The following is a 16,025-nucleotide window of genomic DNA, read 5'->3' as shown; positions in this document are numbered from 1 at the left end:
GTCAGTAACATATATACGGTAAGGCGACGTTGACGCGATTTGAATTTGATTTTCGAAGAGTATTATTCGTAAAAAATCTCAAAAAGCCTACCTTTCGGTAGACTTAGCTTGTTTCTATTCTAATCGGCACTCTTCCAAAATTTTGCTCTGCTATACTTGGCTTTCCTAGTTGGTAAATCTGGTCTGCTTTTTGGGTCATAGCATCCCAAGGTTCTTTGCCAATTCGGCTGACTAGATTGACCTGTCCTTTCAGAGACTTGAGATGTTGCCTGCCTTTTTCAGTAAATCCAAGGACATGAATGGCTTCTGGCAAGACATTTTCTCTAGCCTGCACCAAAATATAGGTCAATAGGCGTCTGACACGCGCCTTGGTGTAACGTTTGGTCGCAACCGCCTCGACCAACTCTTCTACAGACTGGGCTGGTTTAATAGCTTCTTTAATGCGCACAGCCATTTCTTGATTGACCTGATAGATGGTGGTTAGGTCGGGATTTGACAAGATTTGATAGCGGAGCAAGGGAAAATAGTCTTCCCAGATCACCTTACTGGCCTGCTCAAATAGGGCAACAGAAGGCATAAAGCGTTCTAAGAAATCTTGGTCCTTCTGATGTTGACGGAGGGCTGTCGCCGAGGCAAAGTCCACATCTTTATTCACAGAATGGTAACCTGCCCCCTGACGCTGAATCGTATGCAGCTTGATATTTCGTCCTGCAACCGCCTTTGCATAGGCCAGAGCAAGAACATGATTGGGGGTATTACCTGAAAAATCAAGACCAGCAAATTCCTTCCACATAGATTGGGTTTTCTGGGGATAGGAAAGGGAATCAGGCAGATTTTCCACAAATTTCTCCATCTCAGCACCTTTCTCTGTGTATAAGTCAGCGATTTTCTGATAATCTCGAACTTCCTCTGTCCCAAAAACTAGACTATCAATGCCCAAGCGATCCAAGATATCCACAGCTCCTTGACCAAAGAAATCAGCTGCCTGAACACTGACTAAAAAGGGCAATTCCACTACCAAGTCTGCGCCATTTTCCAGCGCCATCTGGGCCCTTGTCCACTTATCCACAATAGCAGGCTCTCCACGCTGCATGAAATTCCCTGACATGGCAACAATTTTCAGTCCCTCTGCCTGATCCAGCAGGTATTTATGGCCATTATGAAAAGGATTGAACTCTGCGATAATACCTGTGATGGTCATGATGTTCTCCTACTTCTGCGCCACAAAAAACCAACGGGTGCTAGTTTCTGTTGGTTCCTTATCCTCAAAGTCTGCATAGAGTTTGAAGGACTTGAATCCAGCCTGTTCCAGCAAGATATCATAGGTCAAGATCTCATAAGTCCTCTCCTCATGTACTTCATCGTGGCGACTAAAGGAACCGTCAGCCTCCTTGATAAAGAAAGTCAGCTCATGCACGATGGAGTGAGGAGCTTCGTCCTCATATGTATCCCAAAGCATGGCAAAATCTTCCGCATTTTCATGGTAGGAATAGCCAGGGAATACTTCATCTGTCTGGTAGGTCGAGTGCACGTCAAAGATGAAAACTCCCTCTTCATTCAGCGCATTGTACACGTCCTTAAAGACGTCCCCTACTTCCACCTCATCCTGCATATAGCAGATAGAGTCCGAATAACACGTGACAAAATCGTATTTCCCTGCCTTGGACAAATTCAGCATATTACCTTCTATAAAAGCAATCTTTTGCTTGGCTGAAGTTGCTCTCTTCTCCGCAATCTTCAACATATCCGCACTCAAGTCAAGTCCAGTCACATCAAAACCAGCCTGAGAGAAGCGCACTGATTGAATTCCTGTCCCACAAGCCAATTCCAAGAGTTTCTTTCTCTCCTTGGTCTTAGGCAAATGACGCAGAGAAAAATTCGTCCATTTGTCGTATAAACTATCGTCCATGACCGCATCATAGACCGCCGCAAAGGTTTCATAAGTCGCCATAATCATGATACTAAGAGCTCCATGGTAAACACCACTAGCCCTTTACCTTTCTATCAATTTTTCTAAAATAAGCAAAGAAACCCAGTTGACTACAACTGAGTTCATCTTCTAAGCAAGAGCTTCTGAAATATCTACTGAATTCGCCTCATGCCATAGCTTCTCTAGATTATAATGGGCACGCATTTCTTCTGAAAAGATATGCACGACAACAGCACCGATGTCCAGTAAGGCCCAGCCTCCAGCTGCATCGCCTTCGACATGGCTACCTTTAAAGCCTGCTTGAGCTACTTTTTCACGGATATTAGCTGCGATAGCGTCCAACTGACGGCTATTCATTGAGCTAGTGATGACAAAGTAGTCCGTCACACTAGTCAAATCTTGTACATCAAGTGCGAGGATATCCTCCGCACGTTTCTCATCAGCCGCTTTCACGACTAGTTCTAGTAATTCTTTTTCGTTCATTTAATCCTCTTTTTAGAAAATATGTTTGTAATCTAGAACATCTGCAAAGCGCTCCTCCCAAATGTCCTCATAAAATTCATTAATCGTTTCTGCTGGAATGTCATCCCCATCAAAGGTTGTGACAGCACCTTCTGGAACAATAAGCTGATAGCCATATTCAAAGGCAACCTTGACAGAGGTATCCACACAATATTCTGTCTGCATACCACATAAAACTAATTTTTCAATCCCCTGCTTATCCAAGTATTTTTTTAAGCCAGTTTCTTTGAAAATACTGTTATATTTCTTCTGAAAGACCTTTTCAGCAGTTTTCGATTTAAAAGCGCAGATAACTGCCAATCTTCTGATGTTTGAGCTTCAGAGTTCTCAATATGTTGAACATAGATAATTTCAATATTCTTGCTTCTAGCCTGGTTTTGTAAATAAGAAATTTTTTCCAATAGACTTTTTGTCTGGAACCCAGTTTCTACTAAAACATTCTGAACATCAATGATTATAAAAGCCGTCTTCATTTAGTCCTCTTTCAAATAGTGCACAAAGGCGTTATAGGTTTCAAGGGTTTGGGGATAGATGGGGAATCCCTGATGAGCTAGATACTCCACGGTACGAGCTGTTTCGTAGGCCACCGCCTTATTGAGCGATAGACTTGCAATCTCACGCGCCACATCTACTCCAGGAAAGGCTCGATTGTGCTCGATATAGTCTGCGACGTAGATGACCTTATCTAGGTCTGTCATTTGACCAGCTCCGACTGTATGAATTTCAATGGCTCGCAGAATTTCAGAATCATGCAAATCCAAATCTTCCTGAATTTTGTAAATTCCGACCATACCATGCCAGACATTATTGCCCCAGTTTTTGAGGTCAGGGTCTAGCTGGTAACGGTCAATCAAGGCTAGAAATTCCTGATCTGACAACTTTTTAGCATAGTCATGAAGAAGACCTGCTAGACTTGCTTTCTCAACATCTACACCAAAGCGCTGAGCTAATTCCATAGCGGCACGCTCCACACCCAAGCAATGGGTTAAGCGTTTTTCAGGTAGAAACTCTACCATTTTTTCCAACAAGGCCTCACGGGAGCAGTTGATATAGTCTTGATAGGACATCAGTAGAGCCCCTCCTTCTCGATGTAGTCTAGCACTGGCTGAGGTAGGAGAAAGTTGGGTTTCCGACCTTGGGCAAGGAAGTCCCGCACCATGCTGGACGAGATATCCATGAGCGGTACGTCCACCCAGATAACTGGATAGGAAGTCCCTACCTTGTAGCGTGGACGCTGAACCCCCACAAACTGAACCATGTCAACCAGTTCATCAATTCGGTACCACTTAGGCAGATAGTCAACCATGTCGGCACCGATGATAAAGTAATAATCCGTATCTGGATTCTTCTCTGTCAAAATCTTCATGGTGTCGTAGGTGTAGGAAATACCCTTGCGCTCCAACTCAATGGTTTCAATGACTAGGCCGTCAATTCCCTCAATTGCCAACTCAAGCATCTTGAGACGATGGTGTTCAGGGATGGTTTCCTTTTTATCAACGTGAGGAGGTTGGTATTCAGGCATGAGAAGAACTTGATCCAGTCCCAACTGTTGCCGTACTTGATCCGCAACAATGAGATGGGCATTGTGAACAGGGTTAAAATTCCCCCCTAAAATCCCAACTTGTTTGCGTTTTTTCTCCTTGATTTCTGGCTCCAACTCTACCTTGGTAAAGGGAGTCAATAGTTCGATTGTCATAGGCTAGTCCCCTTTATTTCTCTATAAAAACAGTTATTTGGAGTTTCGGTCTTAGATTTCTTTGACTTTCTTAGAAATCTTGCGATTTTCTTTCTTGCTAGATTGTTTAAACAAAATCAAGATGCGTCCGATTTTTTGGACTGTATCCACACCGATTTCTTCTTCCAAAATTTCAGCTACTTCGTGGATATTTTCATCTGTATTTTGCAAGAGCGTTACTTTAATCAATTCGCGTGCATCAAGTGCTTGACGAACGCTGGTTTTGATTTGGTCGTTGAGACCATTTTTTCCAATTTGGATGATGGGTTTGAGGGTGTGTGCCTGACTGTTGAGGAAGGCACGTTGTTTTGATGTTAATGACATAATTTCTTAAAAGAGTTTCTTTTTATACTTTTCTAAAGTGGTGGCGGACGTTAGCAAAGTCCTTCGGGCTTTCATGACTAAAATTTGAGCCTATGGTCTCAAATTTCCCGCAGTTGGTACAATCACTTGTACCAACTGACACCACGGCGAAAAGTATTCTCTACGGGCTCGCAACGCTCGCCTTAATAAAGACAACCCTTTCCTTTCTGTGTTTAAATAATTGCTTTTCGTATGACGACTGCGACGCCTTCTGGTGCCCAGACGGCGACTTTGGCAGTGCCTGTTACGCGGATCCAGCCGAGTCCTGAGATGACTAGGTCAGTTTTGTCCTTGATATTAAAGACATGTTGGACCAATTTTGGAAAATCTTCTTTTTCCTTGCTATTTGGTGGGGTTAAAAGGGTTCCAAGATGCTTGTCGTAAAAGGCACTAGCACCTTCAAGCTTAGTACGGTGGAGTTTCAATTCATTGTCAAAGAAGGCTGTGAATCCTTGCTTTTCACCCGCAATGAAATCAAAGCGTCCGAGACCACCTAAAAACAGGGTTTGTTCAGGATTGAGCTGATAGGTTTTAGGCTTGATTTCCTTTTTAGGACTAACATACTTGAGGTTTTTAGCCGTCAAATAGTGAGCCATCTGGTGACGGTGGATAATCCCCGGCGTATCGTAGATATAAGATCCGTCGTCAAGCGGAATCTCGATCTTGTCCAAGGTTGTTCCTGGGAAGCGCGAAGTCGTAATGACATTCTGGTCACCCGTGATTTCTTGGATAATAGCATTGATTAGGGTTGATTTTCCAACGTTAGTTACCCCAACGACATAGACATCACGGCCCTTACGGTAGTGTTCAATCTTGTCAATGACTTCCTTAATGGCATGCTTGTTTTGGGCTGAAGTTAGGACGACATCAACTGGACGGAGACCTTCTTCGTGGGCACGTTCCATGAGCCACTGGCTAATCTTGCCTGGTTTAACAGACTTGGGCAAGATATCTTTTTTATTTCCAACCAGGAGGACATCATTGCCCGAGACAAAACGTGGCAAGCCTGGGATGACAGAGCCATTAAAGTCAAAGATATCAACGACATTAACCACCAGGGCATCACTGTCTCCTACCTCGTGCAAGAGTTTTAGGAAATCATCGTCTGTCAATTGAACATCCGTGATTTCATTGTAGTGGCGGAGACGGAAACAGCGTTGGCAATAGATTTCGCCAGTCTCCAATCCTTTTTCAAGTGCCGACTGAGGGGTAAAACCCAGACCAGCCTTATCTGTCGTCTGAATGGTTGCTCCACAACCAATACAGAGAATTTCTTCCATAGTTAAATTCCTTTTTTATATGTAATCGGTCCGTACATTTCAGTGATTTTTCGCATCACACGACGCTCACGAGCTCGGTTAATCTGCGTTTTAATCGAGTCATGTTGGACCAAGGGTTTGACTAAAATCGAGCGAATGCCTGCACGGTGGGCTGCTCGTATATCTGTCATGAGCTGGTCGCCAACCATGACCACTTCGCTTTTCTCATAGTGAAATTCCTTCATGGCACGGTCAATCCCAAATGTGAAGGGCTTTAGAGCCCAATAAACGTAGTCAATCTCAAACTTCTCAACTGCTCGTTGGACGCGTTTTTTGGTGTTATTTGACACTACGATAATGCGAATGCCCGCGTCCCGAAGGTCATGTAGCCATTGCTTCATCTCTGGTGTCCCGTCAGGGTTGTTCCAAGCAATAAGGGTATTGTCCAAATCGACCAAAACAGCCTTGATTCCCTGCGCCTGCAGGCTTGGGACTGTCAGATCATAGACTGCTTCCACAGCAAAATCTGGCATGTAGTTTTCAATCGCCATTCTGGCTCCTTTTCTTAACTTTTTTTCGCAATTTTCCTTAGTAACAAGGATAAAACAATCCATAACCCTGCACTAGCTATACTGATGTAGAGCCAAGCATGGGGCTCATCTGTTAGAGGTAGGGGAACATTCATTCCGAAAAAGCCTGTCACGACTGCCAAAACAGCTAGCAAGACTGAAATGATAGTCAAGGTTGTCAAATTATCATTCAGATTATTGTTTAGAATATTGTTGTAAGAGGCTGAAAGTTGCTGTAAAATCTGAGAGATTAGGTCTGTCATGGATACCAGCTGATGAGCCTCAATCATGGCATCATCAAACTGTTCTCTCTCAATCTCATCAAAACTACGATACAAGGCATGACCTTGAATATGCTCCAACAAAATCCGATTTTGTTTAGCAGCCGCAGTAAGATAAACCATACCCGTCTCCAAGTCGGAAAGGGCAAAAAGATTTTTCTTAGTTGTTCGCTGACGCAAGAGACCATTGACCTCGTCCTTACTCTTATCCATCTGCTCGATGACAGGGTAGTAGGCATTGCTGATGATTTCCAGACTGGCAAAGAGAAACTTGTAGATCGAAAGCGTGTCATGACTCTCCAGATAACGGGTCATTTGTTCAATGACATAGGCGTTCTTGGTATTACTAATGGTAATCAGGCGACGATGCTCCACGATAAAGGTCATGGGAAAAGTCTCATAGTAGGCCTTGTCCTTTTTCACATCTAGGACATTATAGATAAAGGTAACCGTCCCACTTTCACGGTGGTAGTCCATGTGGGCACGCTCATTCCTATCCAGTGCGTACTCAATGGTTTCCTTGTCCAAGCCGTAGATTTCAGAAAGGTCTTCTAGTTTATTCAACTTTCCGAGGTCTAGGTCTATCCAGGTACAACCATTGCCCAACTGCTTTTCTAAAACCATCTTTTCTCCTTTATTAAACTCCCTCTATTGTACCACAAATTACTTAAAATAACAGGTCTAGTCCGTGCGTGAGAAATTGCTAACAACCGTGATATTTCGGTTCGGAACAAAGTGAAGAGCTTGCTCCTCGCTACGAAGCTGTGTCGTACGAATTCCCACACTGACAACCTTACCCGATACAGTAATGGGGCCGTTGGTCAGAACAACCTCATCTCCCACATCCAGTTGACGTTCAAAAAGGATGAAAAAGCCATTGATGACATCAGACAGAAAACCTTGGGCTCCCATCCCAATCGCCACCCCAGCGATTCCAGCCCCAGCCAGCAAGCTAGATACAGGTAAGCCTAAAATCGATAAAATACAGTAGAGTAAAAAGAAATATGACGTATAATTAAACACATTTTCTAACAAACGTGAGATGGTTTTCTGGCGCCCGACATCATGATGAGACATTTTTAGAGAAGGTTTGGCAATTCTCTGCACCATGGTATGAAGCATTTTTTTAGCAATATAAAATACAATCAAAAGCAGTAAAAGAGAAATGACCTTGGTTAGAATATTTTCGATAATGGTTGTCACATCTAGCTTTTCAATATAAGCTTGAATAAATTTTTGCATATAAAACTCCTTTATTTCATTATACCATATTTTCATCAGTCTCATTATCCATAAATATTCAAAAAATAGACAGAAAATTCTTGATTTTGTCTATCGTTTATACTATAATCATAATCACTACACAGAAAGGAGATTATTATGAAAAGAATCATTCATGCTTGGAACAAGGCAAGCCTTGTCAAGCGTATCTTGATTGGTATGCTTTGTGGGGGAATTCTAGGACTGACCCTTCCTAATCTCTCAGGAATTGGGCTACTCGGGGATTTATTCGTTGGAGGTCTAAAAGCTGTTGCTCCTATCCTAGTCTTTGCTCTCGTTGCTAATGCCCTTTCCCAACATCAAAAGGGACAAGATAGCAATATGAAAACTGTTGTTTTCTTGTATATCCTAGGAACTTTTGCCGCTGCTCTTGTAGCTGTACTAGCAAGTTTCATCGTCCCTATTGAAATCACCCTAAATAGTGCTAATACCGATATTGCTCCACCAGATGGGATTGGACAGGTCCTCAGCAACCTCTTGCTCAAACTGGTTGACAATCCAGTCAACGCCCTGCTTACTGCTAACTATATTGGAATCTTATCTTGGGCAGTCATTTTTGGAATTGCTATGAGAGAGGCCAGCAAAAATAGTAAAGAATTACTAAAAACTATCGCTGACGTGACTTCTAAAATTGTCGAATGGATTATCAATCTGGCTCCATTTGGAATCCTTGGTCTTGTTTTTAAAACCATTTCTGACAAGGGAATCGGAAGCCTTGCCAACTACGGTATTTTATTGGTTCTATTAGTAACGACTATGCTTTTTGTTGCCCTTGTGGTCAACCCTTTGATTGCCTTCTTCTTTATGAGACGCAACCCTTACCCTCTAGTTTGGAACTGCCTCCGTGTCAGCGGTGTGACAGCCTTCTTCACTCGTAGTTCTGCGGCTAACATTCCTGTCAACATGAAACTCTGCCATGACCTTGGACTCAACCCAGATACCTATTCTGTTTCTATCCCACTTGGCTCTACTATCAACATGGCTGGAGCAGCGATTACCATTAACGTTTTGACCCTTGCTGCGGTAAACACTCTTGGAATCCCTGTTGACTTTGCCACAGCCTTTGTCCTCAGTGTGGTAGCAGCTATCTCAGCCTGCGGTGCTTCTGGTATTGCGGGAGGTTCCCTCCTTCTTATCCCAGTTGCTTGTAGCCTTTTCGGTATTTCTAACGATATTGCCATGCAAGTTGTTGGGGTTGGATTTGTGATTGGGGTCATCCAAGACTCATGTGAAACAGCCCTTAACTCTTCTACAGACGTCCTCTTTACTGCCGTTGCCGAATACGCAGCAGCCCGTAAAAAATAACTCATAAAGACAAGCCTGCTCAGGTCTTGTCTTTTACGCTTTTATTCTAACTTATTAGGAAACTCTTATGTCTATTAGCCAACGTACGACCAAGCTCATCTTAGCTACCTGTCTTGCCTGTTTTCTTGCTTATTTTCTCAATCTTTCCTCAGCAATTTCGGCTGGAATTATCGCTCTCTTGAGCCTATCTGATACGCGTAGAAGTACTTTAAAACTGGCTCGCAATCGACTCTTTTCCATGCTCCTAGCTCTGGCTATCGGTGTTCTAGCTTTTCACCTGAGCGGATTTCATATCTGGAGCCTCGGCCTCTATCTAGCCCTCTATGTTCCCCTGGCCTATAAGATGGGCTGGGAAATTGGCATCACACCAAGTAGCGTGTTGGTTAGCCATCTCTTGGTGCAAAAATCAACCTCTCCAGACCTTCTAGTCAATGAATTCCTTCTCTTTGCTATCGGTACAGGATTTGCCTTACTGGTCAATCTCTACATGCCTTCACGAGAAGAGGAAATCCAGCACTACCACACGCTGGTGGAAGAAAAGTTAAAAGATATCCTCCAGCGTTTCAAATATTATTTATCCAGAGGGGATGGACGCAACCGAGCACAGTTGGTAGAGGAATTAGACACACTTTTAGAAGAAGCCCTCAGACTGGTCTATTTGGATCACTCTGACCACCTCTTTCACCAAACCGACTACCATATCCACTACTTTGAGATGAGACAGCGACAAAGTCGTATCCTGCGAAATATGGCCCACCAAATCAACACCTGTCACCTAGCTGCCAGTGAGAGCCTGATTTTGGCCCAACTCTTTTCAAAAATTGCTAGTCAACTAAGCCAGACCAATCCTGCTTCTGATTTGCTAGATGAAATTGAACGCTATCTGGAAGTCTTCCGGAACCGCAGTCTGCCCAAGACAAGAGACGAATTTGAAACCCGTGCCACCCTTCTTCAACTCCTACGTGAAGCCAAAACCTTCATCCAAGTAAAAGTTGATTTTTACCAAAAATATGGACAGTAAAAAAGAAAACCACTAAAAAACAGAACTTGCCAGCTCTTTTGAAAAGTAGTATAATTATTGCATGCGCAATCATCTTGTAATACAGAGATTGTCCATGAATGGACTCTCTTCTATTTACAACTCTAAAAAGAAAGGAGATACTATGACCTACTTGGAAAAATGGTTTGACTTCAATCAGCGTCAGAAAGAAATTGAAAGTCTCTTGGAAGAGACTATTGCCCAGCAGAGCGAGCAAAGTCTGACCTTGAAAGAATTCTACCTGCTCTACTATCTGGACTTGGCTCAAGAAAAATCTCTACGCCAGATTGACCTGCCAGATAAACTTCATCTGAGCCCGAGCGCTGTTTCTCGGATGGTGGCTCGCTTGGAAGCTAAAAATTGCGGTCTACTCAGTCGCATGTGTTGCCATCAAGATAGACGCTCTAGTTTTATCTGCCTGACAAGTGATGGGCAAAAGACACTGTCCTCTCTACAAAAGGCTGTCGAAGCAAGCTTGGAAACTGGTTTGGATTTCTTGATTTAAGATGATTTTTAAAAAAAGTTGCGTGCGCAATCATTTTTCTTGACATTCTCTTTTACAAGGAGTAAAATAAAATCATCATTAAACAAAGGAGTTTTAAACATGATTGAAATCACCTATTTAGATGCCAGCAAGAACGAAAGAACTGTGACTTTCGAGTCTTATGAAGACTTTGATCGTTCGCAACAAGCTTGCCTTATCGGCGTCGCAGACTACTACCCTGTCCAAAAATTAACCTACAACGGTCATGATTTGGACTACCATGGGACTTATGGAGATGTCTTCTTCTATCTCAAGAAACAAGATTTAAGCCAATATAACTAAAAAAAGGAGAAATACAATGGCAAAAGCAATTACAGATGCAACATTCGAACAAGAAACAAAAGACGGTTTGGTCTTAGTAGACTTCTGGGCAACTTGGTGTGGTCCATGTCGTATGCAAGGTCCAATCTTGGATAAATTGTCTGAAGAACTTTCAGAAGATGTCTTGAAAATCGTTAAAATGGACGTTGATGAAAATCCAAACACAGCTCGTGCTTTTGGAATCATGTCTATCCCAACTCTTCTCTTCAAAAAAGACGGCCAAGTTGTCAAACAAGTTGCTGGTGTTCACACAGCAGACCAAATCAAGGCCATCGTTGCTGAATTGAGCTAATCGCACTAGAGACCAAGTACTTTCTTTGGTCTCTTTTTTCTTGCCCTTTGCCATTTTTCAAAAAATATGCTAGACTGTAAGTAGAATATTACGATGTTTGGGACACGCCATCGCTAAAAAAAACCTTGACTTGGTATTTTTTAGCTCCCTCATGGGAGCTTTTTGCGTGCTCTGAACATTTCCCATTTTGGAAGGAGTACTATGAAACGTCAATCAGCCTTGGTCGTCTTTAGCGGCGGTCAAGATTCTACAACCTGCCTCTTTTGGGCTAAAGAACACTATGAAACGGTCGAAGCCGTTACCTTTGCCTACGGCCAACGCCATCATCTTGAAATTCAAGTTGCCCAAGAAATCGCTGAGGAACAAGGAATTCGTCATCACATCTTAGATATGTCTCTGCTGGGGGAAATCACTGAAAATGCCCTGACCTCTGATCTGGAAATTGAGCAAAAAGAGGGAGAGGTTCCCAATACCTTCGTTGATGGTCGCAACCACCTCTTTCTATCCTTTGCGGCAGTCCTTGCCAAGCAACGAGGCATTAAAGATATCGTGACAGGTGTCTGCGAGACAGACTTCTCAGGCTACCCCGATTGTCGAGATGTCTTTGTCAAATCCCTTAATGTTACCCTCAACCTTGCCATGGATTACGACTTCGTTATCCAAACACCTCTTATGTGGCTAGACAAGGCTGAAACTTGGGAGCTAGCCGACCAACTCGGTGCCTTTGACTATGTTCGTGAAAAGACCTTAACCTGCTACAACGGAATTATCGGGAGCGGCTGTGAAGATTGCCCCGCCTGCCACCTACGTCAACATGGGTTAGATGTTTATCTCTCACAGAAAGGAGAAGCCTAATGTTTTTTGCACCCAAAGAAATCAAACAGGAAACTGGGGAGTCTCTTGTCTACAATCCTTATCGGACTCTAGTCTCCAAAGAATTTACCTTTGATGCTGCTCACCACCTCTTTCACTATGAGGGAAAATGCAAATCCCTGCACGGCCACACCTATCATCTGCAGATTGCTGTCAGTGGATTTTTAGATGAACGTGGTATGACCTACGATTTCGGAGACATCAAAGCGACCTACAAGAACTACTTAGAGCCCCACTTGGATCATCGCTATCTCAATGAAACTCTTCCCTATATGAACACGACTGCTGAAAATATGGTTTACTGGATTTTCCAAACCATGAATCAAGAGTTGCCAAACGAGCGCGGTCTCCGTTTGGAATACGTTCGTCTCTATGAGACTCCGACTGCCTTTGCAGAGTTTAGACGGGAGTGGTTAGATGACTAGGGAACGTGTCCTCAAACTACCAGTTCTAGAAATTTTTGGCCCAACCTTTCAAGGCGAAGGCCGTGCAATCGGGCAGAAAACCATGTTTGTCCGCACTGCTGGTTGCGACTACCACTGCGACTGGTGCGATTCTGCCTTTACTTGGGATGGCTCTGAAAAGCCAACTCGTATGACAGCTGACGAGGTCATTGCTGCCTTGGATAAATTGGGGAGCTACGACTATGTAACCCTATCTGGGGGAAATCCTGCTATCCTAGCAGCCAACATGGCCGAATTGGTCACCAAACTCAAGGAACGTGGTGTTACTCTGGCTGTTGAAACTCAAGGCTCTCGCTGGCAAAATTGGTTAAAAGACATCGACCAGGTTACTCTCAGTCCCAAACCTCCTTCATCCAAGATGGAAGTCAACTTTGAGACCTTGGACTTTATCGTTTCCCAACTTGATCCAGACAGGGTCACCTTTAAAATCCCTGTCTTTGATGATGCCGATTTGGCCTTTGCCAAAGGGATTCAAGAACGCTACCAACCAGATGTTCTCTTCTTATCAGCAGGAAATCCTGAGCCCAAGGCTACGGGTAATATTGTCCAAGACCAACTGGACCGCCTCAAAGAACTCTGGGAACGTGTCGCTGCTGACGACAGCTGGGGCAATGTCCGCGTCCTCCCTCAACTGCATACCCTCCTCTACGATAATCAACGTGGTGTTTAAGATTAGAAAGAAAAAATCATGTCACAACAAGAAGAAATGAAAAACCTAAGCCTACTAGGCAACAAAGAAACCAACTACATTTTCGAATATCAACCAGAAGTCCTCGAATCCTTTGACAATCGTCATGTGGAAAATGACTATTTTATCAAATTTAACTGTCCTGAATTTACCTCACTTTGCCCGATCACTGCTCAACCAGACTTTGCGACCATTTATATTTCCTACATCCCTGACAAGCTCTGTGTTGAGTCAAAATCCCTCAAACTCTACCTCTTTAGCTACCGAAATCACGGAGATTTTCACGAAAACTGTATCAACACCATCGGGAAAGACTTGGTCAACTTGCTAGACCCTCGCTATTTAGAAGTCTGGGGAAAATTCACTCCGCGCGGTGGCATTTCAATCGACCCCTACTACAACTACGGTAAGCCTGGAACTAAGTATGAAGGCTTGGCAGAACAACGCCTCTTCCAACACGACCTTTATCCAGAGAAAATTGACAATCGTTAAACTCATACTCAATGAAAATCAAAAATCAAACTAGGAAGCTAGCCGCAAGTTGCTCAAATCACTGCTTTGAGGTTGCAGATGGAAGCTGACGTGGTTTGAAGAGATTTTCGAAGAGTATCATACGAAAAAGCCCTGTTCCTCTAGATGAGGAGCAAGGCTTTTTGTTTTTCAATTATTCTTCTGTTCCAAGGAAGTTTTTTGCAACGAGGGCTGCAAGAACCCCACCAACGATTGGTGCAAGGATGAAAATCCAAACTTGTTGAAGGGCTGCGCCACCTACCAAAACAGCTGGTGCCAAGCTACGAGCTGGATTTACTGAAAGCCCAGTAATGTTCAATCCGACAAGAATCATCGCCATCAAGGACAAACCGATTACCAAACCAGCAATCGCGCCATTTCCCTTGCTTGCTGAAGTCACAGTCATGATAACCAAGACAAACAAGAAAGTTGCGATGACTTCAAACAAGAAACCACCAAAGACAGTGACACCGTTTGCCAAGGCATTTTCACCAAGACTAGCAGTTGACATACCTGAGTTAGCCAAGAGGAAGAAGACAGAAGCAGATGCTAAGAAAGCTCCAACTACTTGTCCAAGTATGTAGTTTACAAGTTCTGAAGATGACAAACGTTTGTTTACAAACATAGCAATCGAAACAGCCGGATTCAAGTGAGCACCTGAAACAGTTCCGATTGAGTAGGCTGCCACCACGATTGCCAAACCAAAGGCAAAGGCGATTCCAAGGTGACCTAGGCCATCAAGACCATTTCCAAAAACAACAGCTCCTGTCCCGACGAATACAAGCATGAACGTACCGATTAACTCAGCAACAAATTTTTTCATTTTCTTTCTCCTTTTTTCAAAAACTAGATACTAGTCTATCAAAAGTAGGAAAGGGTTTCAAGAAAATTGATTGGAAATTTTTTGAAAATCATAGAACTACTAGCAATACCTAATATTGAAAAGATTGAATAGCTTCTTTCAAGTCATCTTGTAAACTATTTCTCTGGTCAAGTTGGACATAGACTTCCAACAGACAGGATCTGAAGTTGGAAAATTTATAAAAATCTTCCCTTTCTTCTATCGGAAAGTCAACAGCTTTTATCCAAGAAGCTACTTGCTCTTGCGCTAACTTCCCTTGTAAAATAGGTTCATAGATCACTCTTGCTAAACGCCAATCCTCATCATCTGTAAAGCGAATCGAAACTCTTTTAAATAGTTGGCCAAGTATATCAAATACTTCATGAACTCTGTTTTTAGGAAAGTTGGGATGACAAACCACCTCTGTCAGTAAATCGGCTCCATGTGCAAAAGCATGAACCCAACCATACTGACTTGAAAAACCCGTTGTATCCTTTTCTTTTGAAAGATAATACAAACCTTGATTTAAAAGGACATTACGAATTCCTGCATTTAATTCCTGATAAAAAATCGATTGCTGGTTGGCATCTGCAGACAAGAGATTTGCATAAATAAGCGCCCTAAAAGAACGTTCAAGGGTTGACAGGCCTACCTTATCAATATCTTTATCTAACCCTCCATCAGATGAAATCCCTTCAGCAATGAAATGAAATTGTTCCTGTGTAAATAGCTCTTCCTGAATCCCTCTAGCAAAGCTTGTAAAAACAAGGTCATCACGAATTTCTGGAGAAGGATCTCCCAAATGATCAAGTAGCCACTGGATTTCTTCCTGGTTATAACTTGGTTTTTCTTCTGCTATTTTTCTAAGTAACTTTTGATACATGGTCAATACCTCTACATTTCTAGCAACTGTTCAAAAATCTGTCCTTAAATGACTTTAGCAATTTGTAAAATTAAGTTAAAGAGAAAAAGACATTTATATTCAGAGAAACAGCACATTTCTGAAAGGATACATAAATGATTTATTCCATATTACCACAAATGAACTTGTAATGATAGAACTTTATCACAAAAATCACATTTCTGTCTCAAAAATTGCGAAAAACTAGTTATATAGTCATTTAGTTTTAAAAAAGCGTTCCAAACATTCAAAAATAGTTGGGACTTCCCTTAATAAATCTGTTACTTTCTTTTTTCAAGATAGCCCA

General features: G+C 42.7%; 21 protein-coding genes and 1 pseudogene. 9 read left to right on the top strand and 13 right to left on the bottom strand.

Annotated features, from left to right (window positions below):
- Positions 1 to 103: 103 nt before the first annotated feature.
- The 11 genes and pseudogenes from HT671_RS05870 to HT671_RS05820 form a co-directional block, all read right to left on the bottom strand.
- A complete protein-coding gene (locus HT671_RS05870) occupies positions 104 to 1,201 on the bottom strand; it encodes a nucleotidyltransferase (RefSeq protein WP_000156344.1) in 1,098 nt (365 codons plus the stop codon).
- 9 nt (positions 1,202 to 1,210) lie between these two features.
- On the bottom strand, positions 1,211 to 1,951 hold the full coding sequence (locus HT671_RS05865) for a class I SAM-dependent methyltransferase (protein ID WP_000257066.1): 741 nt from the start codon (positions 1,949 to 1,951) through the stop codon (positions 1,211 to 1,213).
- Positions 1,952 to 2,059: 108 nt separating this feature from the next.
- Positions 2,060 to 2,413 (bottom strand): ribosome silencing factor, encoded by a 354-nt coding sequence (gene rsfS / locus HT671_RS05860; protein WP_100104244.1) that lies wholly within the window; start codon positions 2,411 to 2,413, stop codon positions 2,060 to 2,062.
- A gap of 12 nt (positions 2,414 to 2,425) precedes the next feature.
- A pseudogene (locus HT671_RS05855) lies at positions 2,426 to 2,925 on the bottom strand (cysteine hydrolase family protein).
- Positions 2,926 to 3,519, bottom strand: coding sequence for a bis(5'-nucleosyl)-tetraphosphatase (symmetrical) YqeK (gene yqeK / locus HT671_RS05850; RefSeq protein ID WP_000121671.1), 594 nt, complete (start codon positions 3,517 to 3,519; stop codon positions 2,926 to 2,928). It lies immediately after the preceding pseudogene.
- Complete coding sequence (locus tag HT671_RS05845) at positions 3,519 to 4,148, bottom strand: nicotinate-nucleotide adenylyltransferase (RefSeq protein ID WP_000151313.1); 630 nt, start codon at positions 4,146 to 4,148, stop codon at positions 3,519 to 3,521. The genes yqeK and HT671_RS05845 overlap by 1 nt, the downstream gene beginning before the upstream one ends.
- 51 nt (positions 4,149 to 4,199) lie before the next feature.
- Positions 4,200 to 4,511, bottom strand: coding sequence for a ribosome assembly RNA-binding protein YhbY (gene yhbY, locus HT671_RS05840; RefSeq protein WP_000060169.1), 312 nt, complete (start codon positions 4,509 to 4,511; stop codon positions 4,200 to 4,202).
- Between the two features lie 212 nt (positions 4,512 to 4,723).
- Positions 4,724 to 5,830, bottom strand: a complete 1,107-nt coding sequence (gene yqeH, locus HT671_RS05835) for a ribosome biogenesis GTPase YqeH (protein WP_000391176.1) — start codon at positions 5,828 to 5,830, stop codon at positions 4,724 to 4,726.
- Positions 5,831 to 5,832: 2 nt separating this feature from the next.
- A complete protein-coding gene (locus HT671_RS05830; RefSeq protein WP_000963739.1) occupies positions 5,833 to 6,360 on the bottom strand; it encodes a YqeG family HAD IIIA-type phosphatase in 528 nt (175 codons plus the stop codon).
- Between the two features lie 14 nt (positions 6,361 to 6,374).
- Positions 6,375 to 7,283 carry a magnesium transporter CorA family protein gene (locus HT671_RS05825; RefSeq protein ID WP_000242250.1) on the bottom strand — a complete coding sequence of 303 codons (909 nt, stop codon included), beginning with the start codon at positions 7,281 to 7,283 and terminating at the stop codon, positions 6,375 to 6,377.
- Between the two features lie 57 nt (positions 7,284 to 7,340).
- Positions 7,341 to 7,901, bottom strand: coding sequence for a mechanosensitive ion channel domain-containing protein (locus HT671_RS05820; RefSeq protein WP_001168882.1), 561 nt, complete (start codon positions 7,899 to 7,901; stop codon positions 7,341 to 7,343).
- Between the two features lie 138 nt (positions 7,902 to 8,039).
- On the opposite strand from HT671_RS05820, the gene sstT reads away from it, so the two are divergent.
- The 9 genes from sstT to queF all read left to right on the top strand — a co-directional run bounded on the left by sstT (position 8,040) and on the right by queF (position 13,958).
- On the top strand, positions 8,040 to 9,245 hold the full coding sequence (gene sstT, locus HT671_RS05815; RefSeq protein ID WP_000821228.1) for a serine/threonine transporter SstT: 1,206 nt from the start codon (positions 8,040 to 8,042) through the stop codon (positions 9,243 to 9,245).
- A gap of 67 nt (positions 9,246 to 9,312) precedes the next feature.
- Positions 9,313 to 10,266 (top strand): aromatic acid exporter family protein, encoded by a 954-nt coding sequence (locus HT671_RS05810; protein WP_138702993.1) that lies wholly within the window; start codon positions 9,313 to 9,315, stop codon positions 10,264 to 10,266.
- Between the two features lie 142 nt (positions 10,267 to 10,408).
- Positions 10,409 to 10,789 (top strand): MarR family transcriptional regulator, encoded by a 381-nt coding sequence (locus tag HT671_RS05805; RefSeq protein ID WP_166735491.1) that lies wholly within the window; start codon positions 10,409 to 10,411, stop codon positions 10,787 to 10,789.
- Between the two features lie 99 nt (positions 10,790 to 10,888).
- Positions 10,889 to 11,110: a DUF4649 family protein gene (locus HT671_RS05800; RefSeq protein WP_138702992.1), complete on the top strand. Its 222-nt coding sequence runs from the start codon at positions 10,889 to 10,891 to the stop codon at positions 11,108 to 11,110.
- Positions 11,111 to 11,126: 16 nt separating this feature from the next.
- On the top strand, positions 11,127 to 11,441 hold the full coding sequence (trxA, locus tag HT671_RS05795; RefSeq protein ID WP_001029579.1) for a thioredoxin: 315 nt from the start codon (positions 11,127 to 11,129) through the stop codon (positions 11,439 to 11,441).
- A 201-nt stretch (positions 11,442 to 11,642) separates the two neighbouring features.
- The gene (gene queC, locus HT671_RS05790; protein WP_138702991.1) at positions 11,643 to 12,296 is read left to right on the top strand and encodes a 7-cyano-7-deazaguanine synthase QueC; all 654 of its coding nucleotides are present in this window, start codon (positions 11,643 to 11,645) and stop codon (positions 12,294 to 12,296) included.
- Positions 12,296 to 12,739, top strand: a complete 444-nt coding sequence (gene queD / locus HT671_RS05785) for a 6-carboxytetrahydropterin synthase QueD (RefSeq protein WP_000464585.1) — start codon at positions 12,296 to 12,298, stop codon at positions 12,737 to 12,739. The genes queC and queD overlap by 1 nt, the downstream gene beginning before the upstream one ends.
- Positions 12,732 to 13,448, top strand: coding sequence for a 7-carboxy-7-deazaguanine synthase QueE (gene queE / locus HT671_RS05780; RefSeq protein WP_000196466.1), 717 nt, complete (start codon positions 12,732 to 12,734; stop codon positions 13,446 to 13,448). The genes queD and queE overlap by 8 nt, the downstream gene beginning before the upstream one ends.
- A gap of 18 nt (positions 13,449 to 13,466) precedes the next feature.
- Positions 13,467 to 13,958 carry a preQ(1) synthase gene (gene queF / locus HT671_RS05775; RefSeq protein ID WP_000082587.1) on the top strand — a complete coding sequence of 164 codons (492 nt, stop codon included), beginning with the start codon at positions 13,467 to 13,469 and terminating at the stop codon, positions 13,956 to 13,958.
- Positions 13,959 to 14,130: 172 nt separating this feature from the next.
- Here queF and HT671_RS05770 read toward each other — a convergent pair whose 3' ends face one another.
- Both HT671_RS05770 and HT671_RS05765 read right to left on the bottom strand, forming a co-directional pair.
- A complete protein-coding gene (locus HT671_RS05770) occupies positions 14,131 to 14,799 on the bottom strand; it encodes an aquaporin (protein ID WP_000714853.1) in 669 nt (222 codons plus the stop codon).
- Positions 14,800 to 14,908: 109 nt separating this feature from the next.
- Positions 14,909 to 15,700 (bottom strand): DUF2785 domain-containing protein, encoded by a 792-nt coding sequence (locus tag HT671_RS05765; RefSeq protein WP_000284389.1) that lies wholly within the window; start codon positions 15,698 to 15,700, stop codon positions 14,909 to 14,911.
- Positions 15,701 to 16,025 lie beyond the last annotated feature (325 nt).

The sequence above is a fragment of the Streptococcus sp. 2741 genome (genome assembly GCF_013276315.1).
GTDB classification, from domain to species: domain Bacteria; phylum Bacillota; class Bacilli; order Lactobacillales; family Streptococcaceae; genus Streptococcus; species Streptococcus pseudopneumoniae.
This window is presented reverse-complemented; position numbering and strand designations above follow the sequence as displayed.